The 18,122-nt window shown below is 67.2% G+C and carries 14 protein-coding genes and 1 tRNA gene; 11 read left to right on the top strand and 4 right to left on the bottom strand.

Annotated features, from left to right (window positions below; translation table 11 throughout):
• Positions 1-92: 92 nt before the first annotated feature.
• The 3 genes from AC4D14_RS01945 to AC4D14_RS01955 are packed head-to-tail and all read left to right on the top strand — an operon-like array spanning position 93 to position 2,791.
• Positions 93-659 (top strand): D-sedoheptulose-7-phosphate isomerase, encoded by a 567-nt coding sequence (locus AC4D14_RS01945; RefSeq protein ID WP_490900470.1) that lies wholly within the window; start codon positions 93-95, stop codon positions 657-659.
• Positions 656-2,017, top strand: a complete 1,362-nt coding sequence (locus tag AC4D14_RS01950) for a PfkB family carbohydrate kinase (protein ID WP_490899902.1) — start codon at positions 656-658, stop codon at positions 2,015-2,017. Before AC4D14_RS01945 ends, AC4D14_RS01950 begins: the two co-directional genes overlap by 4 nt.
• Before the next feature lie 18 nt (positions 2,018-2,035).
• Entirely contained in the window at positions 2,036-2,791 is a 756-nt protein-coding gene (locus AC4D14_RS01955) for an SDR family oxidoreductase (RefSeq protein WP_490899903.1), read from the top strand.
• Here AC4D14_RS01955 and AC4D14_RS01960 read toward each other — a convergent pair.
• The gene (locus tag AC4D14_RS01960; protein ID WP_490899904.1) at positions 2,757-3,914 is read right to left on the bottom strand and encodes a glycosyltransferase family 9 protein; all 1,158 of its coding nucleotides are present in this window, start codon (positions 3,912-3,914) and stop codon (positions 2,757-2,759) included. The two genes, AC4D14_RS01955 and AC4D14_RS01960, sit on opposite strands and share 35 nt — an antisense overlap.
• Before the next feature lie 162 nt (positions 3,915-4,076).
• Between AC4D14_RS01960 and AC4D14_RS01965 the strand changes: the two genes are divergently transcribed.
• The 7 genes from AC4D14_RS01965 (at position 4,077) to AC4D14_RS01995 (ending at position 14,428) form a co-directional block, all read left to right on the top strand.
• Positions 4,077-5,495 (top strand): aldehyde dehydrogenase family protein, encoded by a 1,419-nt coding sequence (locus AC4D14_RS01965; protein ID WP_490899905.1) that lies wholly within the window; start codon positions 4,077-4,079, stop codon positions 5,493-5,495.
• Positions 5,492-6,991: a D-glycero-beta-D-manno-heptose 1-phosphate adenylyltransferase gene (rfaE2, locus tag AC4D14_RS01970; RefSeq protein WP_490899906.1), complete on the top strand. Its 1,500-nt coding sequence runs from the start codon at positions 5,492-5,494 to the stop codon at positions 6,989-6,991. Before AC4D14_RS01965 ends, rfaE2 begins: the two co-directional genes overlap by 4 nt.
• A 146-nt stretch (positions 6,992-7,137) precedes the next feature.
• Positions 7,138-7,326: a DUF2795 domain-containing protein gene (locus AC4D14_RS01975; protein WP_490899907.1), complete on the top strand. Its 189-nt coding sequence runs from the start codon at positions 7,138-7,140 to the stop codon at positions 7,324-7,326.
• Positions 7,327-7,688: 362 nt separating this feature from the next.
• On the top strand, positions 7,689-9,782 hold the full coding sequence (locus AC4D14_RS01980) for an acyltransferase family protein (RefSeq protein ID WP_490899908.1): 2,094 nt from the start codon (positions 7,689-7,691) through the stop codon (positions 9,780-9,782).
• A gap of 164 nt (positions 9,783-9,946) precedes the next feature.
• The gene (locus AC4D14_RS01985; protein ID WP_490899909.1) at positions 9,947-12,211 is read left to right on the top strand and encodes a S8 family serine peptidase; all 2,265 of its coding nucleotides are present in this window, start codon (positions 9,947-9,949) and stop codon (positions 12,209-12,211) included.
• A 666-nt stretch (positions 12,212-12,877) separates the two neighbouring features.
• Positions 12,878-13,048, top strand: a complete 171-nt coding sequence (locus tag AC4D14_RS01990; RefSeq protein ID WP_490899910.1) for a hypothetical protein — start codon at positions 12,878-12,880, stop codon at positions 13,046-13,048.
• Between the two features lie 99 nt (positions 13,049-13,147).
• Positions 13,148-14,428, top strand: coding sequence for an MFS transporter (locus tag AC4D14_RS01995; protein ID WP_490900471.1), 1,281 nt, complete (start codon positions 13,148-13,150; stop codon positions 14,426-14,428).
• Between the two features lie 164 nt (positions 14,429-14,592).
• Here the strand turns inward: AC4D14_RS01995 and AC4D14_RS02000 are convergent.
• Positions 14,593-14,665 (bottom strand) — tRNA-Lys (locus AC4D14_RS02000).
• A gap of 99 nt (positions 14,666-14,764) precedes the next feature.
• Positions 14,765-16,426: a sensor histidine kinase gene (locus tag AC4D14_RS02005; protein ID WP_490899911.1), complete on the bottom strand. Its 1,662-nt coding sequence runs from the start codon at positions 16,424-16,426 to the stop codon at positions 14,765-14,767.
• A 153-nt stretch (positions 16,427-16,579) separates the two neighbouring features.
• Between AC4D14_RS02005 and AC4D14_RS02010 the strand changes: the two genes are divergently transcribed.
• Positions 16,580-17,557 (top strand): 2-hydroxyacid dehydrogenase, encoded by a 978-nt coding sequence (locus AC4D14_RS02010; RefSeq protein ID WP_490899912.1) that lies wholly within the window; start codon positions 16,580-16,582, stop codon positions 17,555-17,557.
• 23 nt (positions 17,558-17,580) lie between these two features.
• On the opposite strand, the gene AC4D14_RS02015 is transcribed toward AC4D14_RS02010, so the two are convergent.
• Positions 17,581-18,051, bottom strand: coding sequence for a hypothetical protein (locus tag AC4D14_RS02015; RefSeq protein WP_490899913.1), 471 nt, complete (start codon positions 18,049-18,051; stop codon positions 17,581-17,583).
• Positions 18,052-18,122: the final 71 nt, after the last annotated feature.

Here is an 18,122-nt window from a genome sequence, read left to right on the forward strand (position 1 = left end):
CGGATTCGGTGAGCCCGACGGAAGCCCTCGCCACCTCGCTGTGGGAGGGGCCAATCGGAGATCCGGCGTCGGCCGCGCCGCTGGAGGCGGTGATGGACCACCTTTGGGCGGTGGTACCGGCGATCGATTCGCTTGTCGCGGAAGCCGGGCACCTCGCGCAGTGGGGAGTGGAACTGGCTCAGCGTCTCCTCGGGGGAAGCCGGCTCCTTGCGGCAGGGAACGGAGGTTCAGCCGCGGAGGCTCAGCACCTCACCGCGGAACTCGTTGGGCGCTTCGACGGCGAGCGCGAACCGTTCTCGGCGATCTCGCTGCATGCCGAAAGCTCAGCAGTGACCGCCATCGCCAACGATTACGGGTTCGACCAGCTCTTCGCACGCCAGGTACGCGCGCACGGCAGGCCCGGAGACGTTCTGGTGCTTCTGAGCACCAGCGGGAAAAGCCCCAACCTGCTCAATGCCGTCAACGCGGCCCGGCAGTCGGGCATCACCACGTGGGCGCTGACCGGTGGGGCACCGAACCCGCTGGCCGCGTGTGCCGACGACTCAATAGCCATCGAGGCCCGGGCGGCCAACGCCCAGGAGGGCCATCTGATCGCCCTCCACGCGATCTGCAGGGCCTTCGACTCGGAGGTCCGCCGCTGCCGAGGAGGTGCGCAGTGAAGATTCTCGTGGTCGGGGACGTGCTTCTCGACGTCGACCTTTTCGGTGACGCCAGCCGCCTCTCGCCCGATGCGCCGGTTCCCGTCGTCGACATCGACGCGGTCCGGCGCCGTCCGGGAGGCGCCGGGCTTGTTGCGCGCATGCTCCACATGGACGGGCACGACACCGAGCTGGTCACGGTCCTCTCCAACGACGACGCCGCTGCCAGGCTGCGTGCCGAGCTCGCCGGTATCCGGGTGACGTCGGGTGACTCGGGCGTGCCGACTCCGGTGAAGACCCGGGTGCGCGCCGCCGACCACCCGGTCGTCCGGTTCGACGAGGGATGCGGCGAGGTGAAGGTTCCCGCCTGCACCGAAGCGATGGCCGCCTCCCTCGACCGCGCCGAGGCCATCGTCGTCGCCGATTACGGGCGCGGGCTCCTTCACAACGAAGACCTGCGCACGGCACTCTCGCGCCAGGTGGGCAGGGTGCCGATCGTGTGGGATCCCCACCCTTCCGGTGCCGAACCCATCGCGGGCACCACCGCGGTGACGCCGAACTTCGCCGAAGCGCTGCGTTTCGAGCCGGTCGCCGGCGACCGCACCGGCGCCGCGGCCGAGGCGGCGGAGCGGCTGCGGACGCGGTGGCGGGCCAGTGCCGTTGTCGTAACGATGGGGGAGCAGGGGGCACTCGTTTCAGCCGGTGATGCGCTGCCGCAGGTGGTTCCCGCCCCGAAAATCTCCGGGGCCGACCCGTGCGGGGCAGGGGACCGCTTCGCCGCAGCGCTCGCTGTGGCACTCGCGCAGGGGCAGGGGATCGATGTGGCCGTGCAGGCAGCAGTCGCCGCAGCAGCGGGCTTCCTGGGCGCCGGCGGTGTCGGTTCGCTCCTCGCCGGAAGGGCGCCGGAGCCGTTGAGGGTCTCCGGCCTCGACGCGCTCACCGCCGCCCGCCGCACCCGTGAGGCCGGCGGCACCGTGGTTGCCACTGGCGGGTGCTTCGACCTGCTTCACGCCGGGCATGCCCGCACCCTGGCCGCCGCCCGCGGGCTCGGCGACTGCCTCATCGTCTGCCTCAACTCCGATGCCTCGGTGCGCCGGCTCAAGGGGGAATCCCGGCCAATCATGCAGCAGGAGGACCGGGCAGAACTGCTGCTGGCGCTGGAATGCGTCGATGCCGTCTTCATCTTCGATGAATCAACCCCCGAAGAAGCCCTTGCCCGCCTCCAGCCCGACATCTGGGTCAAGGGAGGCGACTACGCAGCCGCGGACCTTCCCGAGGCGCGGCTCATGAGCACCTGGGGCGGAAGAACCGTCACAGTTCCCTACTATCCGGCCCGCTCCACCACCAAGCTCGCGGCCGCGCTCGCGAAGGTCGGCTGACCCGAAAGGAAACACAGCATGGAGGAAACAACAGACAAAGCAGTCCCAGGCGCCCGGCCCGGTAACGCCGCACCACCGGCGGCCCCGTACAACCCCGGCAGGGTGCTCGTCACGGGAGGCGGATCGGGACTTGGTGCGGCCGTCGTGCAGGCCGTCCTTAACGCGGGCGGCACCCCGGTCGTCCTCGACCTCGACATCAGCCGGGTTGAGGGGGCCAAGGCGTTCGAGGTGGATGTGGCCGACCGCGGCGCGGTCACCGCGGCCGTCCGCCAGGCCGGTGAAGCCCTCGGCGGCCTCGACGCCGTCGTCACGGCAGCCGGAATCGACCGCTGCGGCAAACTCGGGGACGTCCCCGCCGAGCAGTGGGAGAAGGTGATCGGGGTCAACCTGCTGGGCACCGTCTCCACAGTGCGCGCCGCGCTTGAGTACCTCAGGCCCAGCCACGGACGGGTAGTCACCATCGCCTCCACCCTGGGAATCCGGGCGGTGGGCGATGCTACGGCCTACTGCGCCTCGAAGTTCGGCGTCATGGGGTTCTCCTCAGCGCTCGCCGCGGAAACCGCGGGAGAGATCGGTGTGACGACGATCATCCCCGGTGGGATGAAGACCCGGTTCTTTGATGACCGCGACGAGCAGTACAAGCCTCAGGACGATTCCCGGCTCAACGATCCCGAACGGGTGGCGGAGGCGGTCCTCTTTGCGCTCTCGCAGCCGCGGGGATGCGAGGTGCGTCAGATGCTCATCTGCCACGAAGAAGAAGGCTCGTGGCCGTAAGGTCCCGCACGTCGGCGTGGACCGCATCGGGCTTGACCGACGCGACGAACGAGTCGTCGTGCTCGCACCGTTCAGCGGTCCAGCCGACCTGGGTGACGTCCCGTCCGCATTCAGGGCAGCTCGTCACCCAGGAGAAGTGGAGCCGGTGCAGGGTCCGGCCCATCGCCCCCGCGTTGATGACATTGCCAATCCAGTAGATACCGACGGTCGGAGTGCCGACGGCCTGGGCGAGGTGGCGTGGGCCGCTGTCATTTCCCACCATCACGGCGCTCGCCTTCAGCACGGCAGCGAGCTCGTCCAGCCGGAGGGATCCGGCAGCTGAACGGATCGATCCGCCTGGCACCTGCGCGAGGCTCAGCTGGACGATCTCCTCGGCCGCTTCGACGTCGCTGTCATCCCCGACAACCAGGACCTGGCTTCCGTCGGCAGCCACGAGGGCAGCCAGTTCCGCGAAGGACGACGCCGGCCAGCGCCTGCGCGGATCGGTTGCCCCCGGGTGGATCGTTACGAGCGGCGCATCGCCGTCCACCCACCGGCCGGATGCAGCCAGTTCCTCCCGACTCACGCTCAGCCGCGGCTCGAGCGAGCGCGGCGCCGCTCCGGCAAGCCCGGCCACCTCGAGGCCCCGGAACACCTCGTGCTGGTAGTACACGTAGGGGATGGTCCGTTCAAGCGCTGCCGCGTCATCGGTGCGGGTTCCCACGGTGTGACGCGCCCCAAGGCGCAGCAGGAACGGATTCGAATTGCGGCCTCCGCCATGCATCTGCACGGCAAGGTCGAAATGCTCCGCCTTCATCCTTTCGAAGAAGTCATCAACCGCTGCCGGGTCGGCGGGTCCTGGACGCACGCCCTGGGAAACCGGCAGGATTTCGACCCTGGCGATCGGCCCGGGCCTTCCCGTGAAGAGCGCGTGGTGAAGCGGGGTTCCGAGCAGGGTGATTTCGGCGTTTGGATAGCGCCCCTGCAGCGCGTCGATCCCGGGCAGGGCGAACAACACGTCACCGAGCCCGCCTCCCCGCAGCACGGCGATGCGCTCAACGTTGTCGAAACCCGGCAGCACGGGCCCCACAAGCCGTGCCTCCTCGTGCATCCCTCCAAAGGACGCCTGCGTCATCTGGTCCATTCGCGTCTCCTCCCTTGCCGCTGATGGAAACCATAGGGTCAGGCAGGCCGGGCCACAATTTCTTAATCAGGTCCGATTCAGCCGTGTAAATGCGCGATGTCGGGGTATTGGAGTAGCAACCGGGCGGGGTGCCGCCGCGGTCGGACGACGTCGAGGAGCGCAATGAGCACACACTCCACCGCCACCTTCCGGGCCAGTTCCCTCGAAGACTTTCCGGCAATCTCGATCAGCGACCCGCGGGACGGCAGCGAGGTCGGGACGCTGCCGTCCTCCACACGGGAGCAGGCGTCAATCGCCTCGTCGCTGGCCCGGGCGGTGCAGCCCGAGTGGGCGGCGGCGGACCCTGCGGCACGGGGACGGATGCTGCGGAACGCCGCCGCCGCGCTCGCCGCCGGGGCGGACGACCTGGCCGAGTTGAACGCCCGCGAGACGGGGCGGCCGGTGCCGGAGGCGCTGGCAGGCATCGGCGCCGCGGTGTCGACCCTCGAACAGTATGCGGAGCTGGGGCCGCTGCACCGCGGCCACAGCCTGCGGGGTTCGGTGCTCGCCTCGGACTACACGGTGGCCGAGCCGCGCGGCGTCGCGGTGGTGCTGACCCCATGGAACGACCCAGTGGCGGTGGCTGCCGGACTGCTCGGCGCCGCCCTGGTCACCGGGAACACCGTGGTCCACAAACCGAGCGAGCGCTGCCCGCACCTTGGCGTCCGGCTCGGCGAACTGCTGGCGCCGTCCTTCCCCAACGGTGTGCTGATCACCCTGACCGGCGGCGCCGGGCTTGGTGCCCTGCTCACCACCCAGGCGGAGGTCGACGTTATTGCCCACGTCGGTTCGAGCGCCGCTGGGGAGCGGATTGCGCGCGCCGCTTCGCTGACGGGGTGCCACGTGGTGCGCGAGAACGGCGGCAACGACCCCCTGCTGGTCGACGCCGACGTCGATCCGGTGTGGGCGGCCGAGCAGGCAGCGACCGGCGCGTTCAGCAACAGCGGCCAGATCTGCACCGCCGTCGAGCGCATCTACGTCCACACGGACATCGCCAAGCCCTTCACCGAGGCCCTCGTGGAGCAGGCGCGCACGCGCAACGCCGGCGGAACCCTCGCCCCGCTTGTCGATGCGGAGCTCAGGAGCGAGGTCCACGGCCAGGTTTCCGAGGCTCTCTCACGCGGGGCGCTCGTCGCCGAGGGCGGTGAGGTGCCGGCCGGTCCCGGAGCCCACTATCCCGCAACAGTGCTCGTGGGGTGCACCGACGACATGACGGTCATGAGCCAGGAAACCTTCGGCCCTGTTGCCCCGGTGTGCGTCGTCGAAAGCTTCGCGGAGGGGCTGGAGCGTGCCGCGGCCGGCAGCTACGGACTCGCCGCCACGGTGCTCACCTCGACAATCGCCAACGCCCAGCGCGCCGTCGCCGCGCTCCCCGTTGGAACAGTGAAGGTCAACGCCGTGTTCGGCGGAGCGCCGGGAGGCTCGGCCCAGCCCCGCGGCCGCAGCGGCAGTGGGTTCGGATACGGTCCGGAGCTCCTCGATGAGTTCACCCTGGTCAAGGTCGTTCACATGGGTGCGCCCCCAACGACGAGAAGCGCGTGAACCACCTCAACGATGTCCGCGGGCTCGCGGCCTGGGTTCCGCAGGCCATCGCCGACGCCTCTCCCTCGATCACCATCGTGGGCGACGTGATGCTCGACGGGTGGTGGAGCGGAACCATCGAACGCTTCTGCCGGGAAGCCCCCGCCCCTGTGGTTGACCTCGAGACCCGCACCTACGCCCCCGGCGGAGCAGCCAATACCGCAGTCAACCTCGCGGCGCTTGGGGCACGGGTGCGCCTCTGCGGTCTCACGGGCTCCGACGAAGCGGGCGACCGCCTGCGCGGGCTCCTCGCCGGGTCGGGGGTCGACGTCCGCTTCCTCCTTGACGACGAAAGCGTGGGCACCACCACCAAGTACCGGATCCTGGGTGGGGACCAGGTGCTGTTGCGGCTCGATGACACCCCCCGCTTCATTCCCGCGGCGGCGGCCGCCCGGTTGGCGGCGGTCGTGGCTGAAGCAGCGGCCGGAAGCGATGCGATCCTCGTCTGCGACTACGGAACCGGGCTGCTTCGTGCCGGCGTGCGGGAGGCACTCGCCGCCTCGCGGCAGGACCGGCTCACGGTCATCGACGCACACGACCCCGCGGCGTGGTCCGGGCTGCACCCCGACATCGTCACCCCCAACGCGCAGGAGGCCGCCCGCCTCCTCGATGTGAGGCTCGACCCACGCGGCGACCGGGCGGACGACGTCCTCAGGCACGCCGACCAGCTCCTTGAGGCGACGGGAGCCGCCGCCGTCGTCGTGACCCTCGACCGCGACGGTACGGTGTTGGTGGCCGGTGACGGAGAGGAGCACCGCACCTGGGCCCGGCCGGAGACCGAACGGCAGGCATCGGGGGCGGGGGACACCTTCGTCGCGTGTCTGACGGCGGCCCGTGCGGCAGGGCTGCCGCTCACAACCTCGCTCGACCTGGCGCAGGCGGGCGCCGATGTGGTGGTGCGCCGCCCGGGCACCTCCGTCTGCTCCACCGACGACCTCGCCGCGCACCTGGGGAGCTTCGGTGCCACGGCGCTCGATGCCGGGGAACTTCTACGCCGGGTCCGGAAGGACAGGGCGGATGGAAAGCGGATCGTGCTCACCAACGGCTGTTTCGATGTGCTGCACCGCGGACACACCGGCTACCTGAACCAGGCCAAGCAGCTGGGGGACGTGCTTGTTGTGGCGGTCAATGACGACGCCGGAGTGCGGCGGCTCAAGGGCCCGGACCGCCCGATCAACCCCGTGGCGGACCGTGCCGGAGTGATTGCCGCACTGAGCTGCGTCGATTACGTCACGGTGTTCGGCACGGAGACCCCCGTGCCGCTCATCGAAGCGCTGCGCCCGGATGTTTACGCAAAAGGCGGGGACTATTCTCCCGAGATGCTCGCCGAGACGGCCGTCGTTGAAGCCTGCGGAGGGGTGGTGCGGATCCTCGACTACGTGCCCGAGCACTCGACGTCGGCGGTGGTGCGCAGGATCCGTGCCACACCCGGCCCCGCCGCCGGGGGCGTTCAATGAACCGCCGATGGTCGGGGTCATGGTCGGTTTCCCACCGCTTGGCCGATCCGGAGGTCGACGCCGCAGCGGTGGTTCTCCGGCAGTGAGGAACACGCCAAGCACAACACCACAGCCGGCCCGTGCCGGCACAAGGAAAGGAAGAATCAATGGCGAATCCAAGTCCCATCGACATCCAGAAGGCGCTCGGGGGAATCGACTACCCCGTTTCGAAGGAGAACCTCGTCAAGCACGCCGAGAAGTCAGGGGCGGGCGACGAAGTGTTGAAGACGCTGAAGGGGCTGCCGGACCGGGAGTACGATTCCCCGACCGACGTCAATAAGGAAGCATCGAACTGATGCTTTGATGGCCTGTCGGGCTGTCGGGCTGTCGGGCTGTCGGGCTGTCGGGCTGAGCGCCGCGGCATGGTCGGGAATGCGCGGTCGTCCTCCAGCCCGCCTGCCGAAAACACTCGACGTCTCGGCAGCGGGGCTGCATGCCTTGGTGCCGTCAGCACGGCCGACAGTGCTTGAATAACACGGGGGAGGAGCCGGGCGGTGTCGGGAATCACGTAACGATGCGGTAACTGATCAGGGTGCTGGTCATCTATGCTGGGGTGCTGGCGAAGGACGCCCGGCCCACACCCCCTGCCTTTCCGGGGACGGGACAATCGGGACGGAGTCCAGCCAACCCGGCTATTTCCGACTCCCGAGGATCCGATGTGAGCAGCAACCTGTTGAACCACGCCGAAGGCGGGGTGTCAGACAGGCCCTTGCCGGCGCGCCGGGGCTCGGCTCCCGCGTCAGCGAACCGGACGTACCGGCCCGAGGTGCAGGGCCTGCGTGCAGTCGCCGTGCTGATGGTCGTGACCTACCACGTGTGGTTCGACAAGGTCTCCGGCGGCGTGGACGTCTTCCTGCTCATCTCGGCGTTCCTCATGACCCTGACCTTCGTCCGGAAGGTCGAGTCGGGAGCACCGCTGGGCCTGAGGCGGCACTGGGTGCGGTTGTTCAAGCGGCTTCTTCCGGCGGTTGTTGTGGTTCTCCTTGGCACCCTTGCCGCCACCGTGGCGTTCGTCCCACGCTCGAGGTGGTCCCCGATCCTGGAACAGATGTGGGCCTCGCTCTTCTACTTCCAGAACTGGCTGCTCGGCGCTCAGGCCGTCGATTACAGTGCCTTCAATCAAAGTACGGCGAGCCCGCTCCAGCACTTCTGGTCGCTGTCCATCCAGGGCCAGGTGTTTCTCCTCTGGCCGCTCCTCTTCGCCGCTGCCGCCCTCCTCTCCCGGCTCTCGGGAATCGGATTTCGGCGCCTGACAGCCCTGCTGTTCGGGCTGGTGTTCGTGCTCTCCCTCGCGTTCTCCATCTACGAAACGAACACCAACCAGGCCTTCGCCTACTTCGACACCCGGGCCCGGTTGTGGGAGTTCGCTCTTGGGACGCTCCTGGCACTGGCGCTGCCCTACCTGCGGCTGCCCCGCGGAGCCCGCATCGCGGCAGGATGGCTCGGAGTCGCCGCGATGCTCTCGGTCGGGTTCGCTCTCGACGTCGAACGCGGATTCCCGGGCTACATCGCGCTCTGGCCGCTCCTTGCCGCGGCCCTGGTCATCGTGGCGGGTGACACGGAAAGCCGGTTCGGTGCCGACAGGTTCCTCTCCGCCAAGCCCCTCGTGAAGCTGGGCGACATTTCCTACGCCCTGTACCTCTGGCATTGGCCCGTCCTGGTGATCTTCCTCGTCTACCGCGAGCGGGAGGCGGTAGGTCCGCTGGGTGGAGCCGCGATCATCGCGCTCTCGCTGGTCCTGGCCTACGTGACGACCCGGTTCATCGAGACGCCGGTCCGGAACCGGTCGAAACCCGGTGAACGGCGGCTGCGGAGCCTGCTCGGAGTCCTCGTATCCCTCGCGATCGTCGCCGCCCCAGTGGCAGCACTGCAGGGCGGGCTCACCCTTGAGGCGCAGCGGCTGGCGGCCCAGGCCGACAAGGACAATCCCGGTGCCATGTCCCTGCTGCCGGGATTCGTCGACCGCTCCTCGGAGGACGCGGCCCTCATCCCCGATGTCACCCGCAGCAAGGACTGGCGCGTCCTCAACGAAAAATGTCCCGAAGAGATCCGGCCCACCCAAAGCAAGGCGACAGCCGGTGCCTGCCGGGCTGCGCTCACCTCTGGGACGCCCGATAAGACGATCCTGGTGATTGGCGACTCCAAGGCCGAACAGTGGCTCGGAGCAATCCTCCCGATGGCCGAAAAGCGCAACTACGAGGTTCGGACGCTGGTGTTTGGCGGTTGCCGGTACGGACTCGAAGTCGAAGGTGTTCCGGCCGCGTGCAACGAGTTCAATGCCGCCGCAACGGCGTACGCAGTCGAGACCAAGCCCGACGTCGTACTCACCCTCGGCACTACCTCCGAATACGAAACGCCTGACGAGCGCGCCACCACCGGCCTCGATGAGGCTGCCCGGCTCCTGCGCGATGCCGGTGTTCCACTGATTACCATGCGTGACAATCCGCGGTTCCCCTTCAACGTGATGGAGTGCGCGGAGCGCAACGGGGAAGACTCGCCCGAGTGCTCCGCACCGCTCGAGTCCAAGCTTGCCGCTGACGCCCCCCGCCTCGACGAAAAGAAGGCCGGGGCGGAGGTTCCGCTGCTCGACATGACCGACCTGATCTGCCCGGAGGGAACGTGCCGGCCCGTCATCGGCAACGTCTATGTGTATCTCGACCACAACCACCTGACGGCCGACTACGTTAGGACGATGGTTCCAGCGTTCGAGAAGCGGTTCCACGCGGCCCTGGACTGGCCGCTCGGGAGTTAGGCGGTCCGGTCAACTGTCACGGCCGGATGAAAAGTGCAACCCCTGTGAATTTTGTGACAGGGGTTTCACAAGTGAAGGTTCTGCCGTAGGCTCCGCGAGGGGGATTGCGGATCGGTGCAACCCCTTCGTTCCGCCCGGATCGGGCCCGAACCCGAGGATACGCCTTGAGCAACCCACCCCGTTTATTGGCCGGCCTGACGGCTGCCACCATCGCGGCGCTGGTTTCAGCGTTTGCGTTCGTCCCTGCGGCCGCCGCTGACGAGACCCCCCTTACCGTTCCATCCCCACCGCGCTCCGAGAGCTCGCCGGAACGCCAGAAGTACGACCGCTTCATCGTCAAGTTCGATGCGAAGAAGGACAAGCCCGGCCGGGCCCTTGCCTACGGGCGGACGGCGAAGGAACTCGGCGTCAGTGTCCGCGAACTGCGCACAACCGGCACCGGGGCCCAGATCGTCACGACCGGGGAAAACCTTTCAGGTGCCGAGGCCGACAAGCTGATGGACCACCTGACGGCGCAGGACGGCGTTGCCTATGTCGAGCCGGACATCCTGTTTCAGCGGGCGGAATTGAACGACACCTACTCCCACCTGCAGTGGAACCTCTACGATGGCGATACCGGCGTCCGGGCGCCGTCGGCATGGAAGGTCACTCAGGGCAGCGAAGCCGTCGTCGCCGTCATCGATACCGGAATCACGGCGCACTCCGAGCTCAGCACGAATGTGCTTCCCGGGTACGACATGATTTCCATGCCGGCATCACCTGGGGATCCTGTGGACCCCCGTGACGGTACCGGGCGCGATCCGAACCCTAGAGACGAGGGCGACTGGTACGAGGCGTATCAGTGCGAGGGATACCCCGGAGAAGCGGATTCCTCTTGGCACGGAACCCACGTTGCGGGGACGATAGCTGCGCTCGGCAATAACAGGGCTGGCATCGCAGGCGTGGCTTATGCAAGCAAGGTTCGACCGATCCGGGCCATCGGACCCTGCGGCGGGCGTTTGTCCGACATTTTCGATTCGGTCATTTACGCAGCGGGGGGAAATGTCCCCGGCGTCCCCATCCTTGCGAATCCGGTCGAGGTGATCAACATGAGCCTTGGCGGGGAAACGGCATGCCCCGCTACTGCTCAGGCTGCCCTCGACTTCGCTCACAGCAGGGGCATCTCGGTGATTGCGGCGGCGGGCAACGAGAACAGGCCCGCTGCGGGCTCCGCTCCCGGAAACTGTGACCGCGTAATTACTGTGGGCGCGAGCGGCCCCACGGGGGCGCGGGCACCGTACTCCAATTTCGGTCCCGAAGTCGATGTGACGGCGCCCGGAGGACAGACTAGACGACTGAGCAACGGAGAATACTGGGGCGGAGTCCTCTCCACACACAACTTTGGCTCCAAAGCGCCTGGTGCTGAGGAGTACGCCTTCATGGATGGCACGTCGATGGCAGCACCGCACGTGGCAGGCGTCGTCGCCCTCATGCACAGTTGGAACAATAAGCTCCACCCGAACGTTCCGCTCACTCCAGACCAGATTGAAGCCAAGCTCAAGGCGACAGTGCGGCCCCTCACCGCCTCGTGCCCGCAAGGCTGCGGAACCGGCCTCGTTGACGCAGGTGCAGCCGTGGAACTGGGCACCCTGGCCCCAGGCACCCCGTCGGTCGATGGAACCGCGAAGGTCGGCGCTGCCCTGACGGCCCTGCCCGGAACTTGGGGTCCGGCACCGGTCACGCTGACTTACAGGTGGTACCGCTCCGGTGTCGCGATCAGCGGGGCATCGGCTTCCAGGTACACACTCAACGCCGCCGACCTCGGAAAGACAATCACCGTGCGCGTCACCGGATCGAAACCCGGCTATATGGCAGCCGGGAGGTATTCGGCAGCCACTGCAGCGGTTGCTCCCGGGTCGCTCACCGCAGGTGCTCCGGCTATCAGTGGAACAGCGAAGGTTGGTGCTGCCCTGACGGCCCTGCCTGGCACGTGGGGTCCTGCTCCGGTCACGCTGACCTACAGGTGGTTCCGCTCCGGTGTTGCAATCAGCGGGGCCTCGTCCGCAAAGTACACGCTCACCGCCGCCGACCTCGGCAAGACAATCACTGTCCGCGTCACGGGATCGAAGCCGGGCTACACGGCCACCGGCAGGTATTCGGCAGCCACGGCCGCGGTTGCTCCCGGGACGCTCACGGGTCCCACGCCGACCATCACCGGCACCCTCAAGGCAGGATCCACCCTTACAGCCAATCCCGGGACCTGGACCTCGGGAACCACCCTCAAGTACCAGTGGTACCGGTCAGGCGTGGCCATCTCGGGGGCAACCGGGAAGACTTACACCACCTGGAGCGCCGACCGGGACGACACGCTCAAGGTTCGGGTCACCGGCTCCAAGACCGGCTACACGACAAGGAGCGTCGACTCGGCATCCACCGCAAGGATCACCTGAGGCTCCGCTCAGCTGCCGCCTGAGCGGTCTCCTCGAACCGGGGGAGCACTCGGGCGGCAGCGCTGTGGCTGCCCATGACGGAATTTCCGCTGGTCCGGCCGGAAGCGCGACGAGGAAACTGTTCCCGGTAGCTTCGTGCAACCAACCCCACCTAGCACTGACGCCGGCGCTGGCACCGGCAGGGTGGGCTGTCGCGCATTCCGGCGCTGCTGTTCATCGGCCTTCCGATCGCGCCGAGCAGCGGGTGCACTCACTCGTGAGTTCCCTGCACTGCCATCCTGCCGAAGAGAACCTATCCACGAACTCCACCACGTGGTGGGTGGCGCATTGGCAATCGGCGCACACCCTTATGGCGGATTGCAGGCGTATCGCTTCCATGCCGAAAAGGGTAGGACCTGGCAACCGTGTGAGCTTCCACCGTTTTCGAGGGCGGAGAGCCCTTGCCTAGGGGCGTTGTCTGTGCTTGCCGTCGTCGGAGACGGGGACGGCGAACCGGCGGCAGGTTCGGGTGCTGGCTGGCGCGCGGGTCATGGTCCCGCCGGTCGCCGTCGGCTGTCAACTTTCTTTGTGCCCCCGGCTGCCCCGCTGTGCCAGGAGCGAGGCGCCCGTAGAGTGGAGAGCGAGTTCGAGGCGGACTCTGGAGCAACATATCGATAGGAGCCCGCCATGAAGAACCCCCTGTTTCGGCTTGCCAAGTCCGAGCACTCCTCGTTTATTATCATCGGAATCAGCGTGCTCCTTGGCCTGCTGATATCCGGCACCATCCTGTTTATTCGGTACGTCGTCCCGGTCCTCGACCAGTTCGTTCCGGTTGTCGCCCAGTCCAGCGGCGGCTAGGCGTCCGCCGGGTCCACCCCGGGTCCACTCCACTGACTGGTGCAAGAGCATTCGCCTACAATGGTGAATTCATTCCGGCGCCAGATCGGTGAACTGATCGTGCTTTCTGTCCTGCGGGCCACCGCGTACCGCAACCTCTTCACCGCCCAGGTCGTGGCGCTTCTGGGGACCGGACTGCTCACTGTCGCCCTGGGCCTGTTGGCTTTCGATCTTGCCGCAGGCCGGGCCGGCGCGGTGCTGGGCACCGCTTTGCTGATCAAGATGATCGCCTATGTGTTCGTCGCTCCGGTGATGGCCGCCCTTGTCGAACGCCTGCCCCGCAAGGCAGTACTGGTCGGCGCCGATCTCGTGCGCGCGGCCATCGCCGTGGGCCTGCCGTTCATTGATCAGGTATGGCAGATCTACGTGCTGGTGTTCATCCTGCAGTCCGCTTCAGCGACGTTCACGCCCGCGTTCCAGGCCCTCATCCCGGTTGTCCTGCCCAACGAGAAGGACTACACGCGTGCCCTGTCCCTGTCACGGCTTGCCTACGACCTTGAATCGCTTCTCAGCCCGCTGTTGGCAGCAGCGCTGCTGGCGGTGACGTCCTACTCGAATTTGTTCATCGGCACTATGGCCGGCTTCCTGGTCTCGGCGGGCATGGTGGCCTCGACCCGGCTTCCCCACATTCCCGCGGCCGCGGACCAGGGCTCGCTGCTTCACCGCACCACGCTGGGGGCGAGGGTCTTCCTGGGGGAGCCGACCCTGCGCGGATTGATGGCCCTCAACCTGGTCGTAGCGTCGGCCACGGCGTTGGTGCTGGTGAACACCGTTGTGTATGCCCGCGACCTGTTTGGGGGCGCAAACACCGATGTCGCGCTCGCACTGGCGTGTTACGGTGCCGGCTCAATGCTTGTCGCGTTCCTTGCGCCGAGGGTCTTGGAACGCATGCCCGACCGCACCTTCATGCTCATCGGCGGTGCCATCCTGCCCGTTGGGCTTTTCAGCGCGGCGCTCATCGCCTCGGCCGAGCGGACCTCCGGCCCGCTGGAGGGCCGGTTCTGGATCATCCTGCTGGGCCTGTGGGTGCTGCTCGGTATTGGGACCTCGATGATCAGCACGCCGTCATCCCGGTTGCTGCGCAGGACCGCCACCGACAGCACCCGCTCCTATCTGTTCACCGCGCAGTTCTCCCTTTCCCACGCCTGCTTCATGCTCACCTACCCGATTGCGGGATGGATCGGAGCATCAGCCGGACAGCCAGCGGCTGCCTTCGTTCTCTGCGGCCTTGCCCTGGCGGGCGCCCTCAGCGCCGCGCGGCTCTGGCCGAATGAAGGCTCGGGCAGGAATCCTTCTGAGCGCGAGACCTCGGGAAGCAGGGAGCGCCGCGGGCAGGCGTAAAGCCCGACCGGAACTCTCAACTGTTCGGCGGCGGACCTGCATTCGTCAAGGTCCAGCAGGAGTGGAGGCGTCCGGCACCCATATTCCAGGGCTGTTGTGTCCCCGGCCAAAGAAAAGCGGCTCCGACCGGGCGTTTCGCCTAGTTGGAGCCGCTTTCCTGTGGGTGCACCCCCCGGGACTTGAACCCGGAACCCATTGATTAAGAGTCAATTGCTCTGCCAATTGAGCTAGAGGTGCGTAGCGTTTTCCCGGCCGATTTTCCTTGGCCGCGTCATCCGCAACAGCATGAAACTCTACCAGCATTTCCGCGCAAACCGGAAATCGGCGGGCCGGCCCTCACCGTCCGCCGTCGGACGGCTGCGCCAGAGGGAGTGAGAAGGTGAAAGTTGTTCCCTCGCCGAGGACGCTCCGGCACTCGATGCGGCCCGAGTGCTGCTCGATGATCTCCTGAACGATAGCGAGCCCGAGTCCGACGCCCGGAATGGCAGCCCTGACGGCGGCGGAGCTGCGGAAGAACCGGCTGAAGACGTTCGAGGAGTCCTCGCTGTTCATGCCCATCCCGGTGTCGCTGACGCTGCAGTGGACGTTCTCACCGTCCTTCCAAGCTCGAACGGTGATGTTTCCGCCGCCGGGGGAGTACTTGATGGCGTTCGAGATGAGGTTGTCCAGAACCTGGCCGATCTTCCCCGGATCGCAGACGACCTTGAGGTCCTCCTCGACGTCGCTGTCGAGGACGATGCCTGCCTCGATTGCCCGGGGCACGGCGGATGCCATGCTCTGGAGCACGATCTGGATGAACTCGGTGGGCGCGGGCTCGAGTTCGGTTGGGCCGCTGGCCGTGCCGAGCAGATCCTCAACCAGTCCGAGCAGGCGGTGCGCGTTACGGGAAACCACGTTGAGCCCGGAGGTGATCTGGGGGCTCGCCCCGCTAGTGCCGGCGAGCATCTCGACATAGCCAACAATCGAGGTCAGCGGTGTCCTCAGCTCGTGGGAGATGTTGGCGATGAATGCCTGTTTGGCATTGAGTGCGGCCATCAGCTCAGTCACGTCGCTGAAGGTGACAACGGCGCCGTCGTCCCGCCCGTCGTCGGATGTCATGCGCGACGCCGAAACGGAAAGGGTCTTCTGCGACGGTGCGCTCGCAACCCGGATGATTTCGTCGGTGAAGGTCTCGCCGGCCACGGCGCGGTGGACCGGCCCCTGGGATGGTTCGAGGGCGGTGACGCCGTCCTTGTGGAACATCGTAAGACCTGCTTCGGCCGTTATTGCGCTTCCCGTCGGTGCATTGCTTCGGTGCTTGTTGTTGGCCAGGATCTCATTTCCGGACGGGTCGAGCGCCAATACCCCGACGTCGACTGCGTTGACCACCGTGTGAAGCAGGCGCTCGCGCAGTGCGCTTGCCTCAAGCAGTGCCCGCAGTTCTGCATCCTTGCTCCTGAGGGTCACCTGCTGGCTGAAGAGGACCGAAGTGATGGCGCTGACCGTGATTCCGATGGCAACGATCATGATGGGCAGCAGCATGGGCCGGGTGAGCTCCTCGGCGGTGACCGGCCTGCCGGAGACGAAGAGCGGAACCCACACGACGGCCAGTGAGGCAAGAGCCCCGATGAGGATCACGGTGACCTGCCGGAGTCTCGAGGAGGCAAGCCAGATGATCGGGAAGACGGCTAGGAAACCGAGCGCCGTGAATTCGCTGCCGGCTCCCTCGCGCATCAGCGCGATCGGAACGAATTCCAGCACCGGGATTGCAAGCGGCGCTGCCTCGGGAAGCCGCTTCCACGGCAGCACCGCGCAGAGGACCAGTAGCACCGCATGCATCAGCATGCTGAGCTGGAGCAGCGGTTCCTGAACCAGTTCCGGGCGCAGGAGCCCGCCGGCGATGAGCAGGACCACCGCCGTCATGGTCAACGGAAGCTGACTGAGCAGCACCCGCCGACGGCGCGAGAGCCTCTGGAACTGCTCAGGATTGAACGTCAGGTACGAGATGGCGCGGTCCACGCTTCGGCTCCCCAAATCAATGAACGGTGGCGGGCGCCGGCGAGGTGCGGCAGCTTCCCTCTGTATGATCACACACCCGAACTTGCGGGCCCGGCAGGCGCGTCGCCCTCCGGGCCTCGTGATCCACGCGCCAACCGGCAGTAGGCTGACCGAATGAACGAGACCCGCACCGCATCGGACACCACGATCAGGACGGTGACAGTGCCATCCCAGGAGCTGCTCGACGCACTGAGTCCCGCACCCGGCCAGCTCCGGCTCAGGGTGTGGGACCTCGAGCACCACCCTGACGACCTCACGGATGTCGACGCCGTCGTGCTTCCGTATACCGGGAACGCGGATCTCCGGGCGGCTCTGCCGCTGGTGCCCTCGGTGCGCCTTGTGCAGACCCAGACCACCGGCTTCGACGGGGTAGCAGGGCTCGTCGGGCCCGACGTCGCCATCGCCACCGCCGCCGGCGTTCACGCCGCGGCGACCGCCGAACTCGCCGTGGGCCTGGCCCTCGCCTCGCTGCGCGGGATCGACGAGGCGGTGCGCAACCAGCAGAAGGGGTTGTGGGAGTCGCGGCGCTACCCCGGGCTCGCCGACCGCCGGGTGCTGCTCGTCGGCGTCGGCGGAATCGGGCAGGAGATCGAAAGGCGCCTTGAACCGTTTGAGCTTTCCCTGACGAGGGTCGGTTCGTCGGCACGCGACGACGAGCGGGGCCATGTTCACGCGGCCTCCGAGCTCGTCCGCCTCGCACCCCACCATGACGTGGTCATCGTCATCACGCCGCTCACTGAGGAAACCCGCGGGCTCATCAGCACGGAGTTCCTTGCCGCCCTTCCCGACGGCGCCCTCGTGGTGAACGTCGCCCGGGGCGCGGTTGTTGACACCGCGGCACTCACGCGGGAAGTGGAAGCCGGGAGGCTTCGGGCAGCGCTCGACGTTGTAGACCCGGAACCTCTTCCACCCGGGCATCCGCTGTGGTCGCACCCGGGCGCCATCATCACGCCCCACGTCGGAGGCAACTCGGGTGCGTTCTGGCCTCGGATCATCCGGCTGCTGGACCGCCAGCTGCAGCTGCTTGCGGACGGTACGCCGCCCGCCAACCTCGTCCAAGCCGGGCCATGGGCCGGGAGGGTCGGCCAGTAACGCGGTGCGCCTCAGCGGCGGCCTCAGGCCATACGGATGAAGGCCTTCATGAAAGCGTCGAAGTCCACCCGGTCCACATCCTGCTCAAGGACAATGGCGTTTCCTGGCCCCACGTCAAGCACCGGACGGTCTTTGACGCCGAAGCGGAACACCCTGCCCGTGCTCGTTCCCACCTCATAGCTCGAATCGGCGCGGCGTCGGGCGTGCGAGAGGTTGGTCATGTTGATCTCGACGGGAACACCTGCGGCGCTGATGCTCGAGACAAGGACCGGCGCCACCATGAGCTCCGCGGGCTTCCAGCGGTACCCCACCACGTAGGATCCGGCGGCGGCAGGGCCACCGGCGGATCCTGTTGACCGCGGCTCGTACGCGGCGAACACGAGGTTGTAGTCCCCGTAGTTGGGGATCTGCGAGTCGAAGATCCGGCGCAGGGCATTTTTCAACCCCTGACCGCCCTGGAGGTACTCGGAGGAGTTCGTGGGCTCGAAAGTCATATCACGCCAAAAAATAGGGAAGTCAGCAGAAAGGCGGTCCCCAACGCTGGTCTACGGCTTGGCGGGCAGTA

Source organism: Arthrobacter sp. TJ-254 (genome assembly GCF_058269175.1).

Bases quoted from the DNA above. Each gene is read 5' to 3' on its own strand.
- AC4D14_RS01945 (WP_490900470.1), top strand. From the start codon at position 93: ATGGACCACCTTTGGGCGGTGGTACCGGCGATCGATTCGCTTGTCGCG.
- AC4D14_RS01955 (WP_490899903.1), top strand. From the start codon at position 2,036: ATGGAGGAAACAACAGACAAAGCAGTCCCAGGCGCCCGGCCCGGTAAC.
- AC4D14_RS01960 (WP_490899904.1), bottom strand. From the start codon at position 3,914: ATGGACCAGATGACGCAGGCGTCCTTTGGAGGGATGCACGAGGAGGCA.
- AC4D14_RS01965 (WP_490899905.1), top strand. From the start codon at position 4,077: ATGAGCACACACTCCACCGCCACCTTCCGGGCCAGTTCCCTCGAAGAC.
- AC4D14_RS01975 (WP_490899907.1), top strand. From the start codon at position 7,138: ATGGCGAATCCAAGTCCCATCGACATCCAGAAGGCGCTCGGGGGAATC.
- AC4D14_RS01990 (WP_490899910.1), top strand. From the start codon at position 12,878: ATGAAGAACCCCCTGTTTCGGCTTGCCAAGTCCGAGCACTCCTCGTTT.
- AC4D14_RS02010 (WP_490899912.1), top strand. From the start codon at position 16,580: ATGAACGAGACCCGCACCGCATCGGACACCACGATCAGGACGGTGACA.
- AC4D14_RS02015 (WP_490899913.1), bottom strand. From the start codon at position 18,051: ATGACTTTCGAGCCCACGAACTCCTCCGAGTACCTCCAGGGCGGTCAG.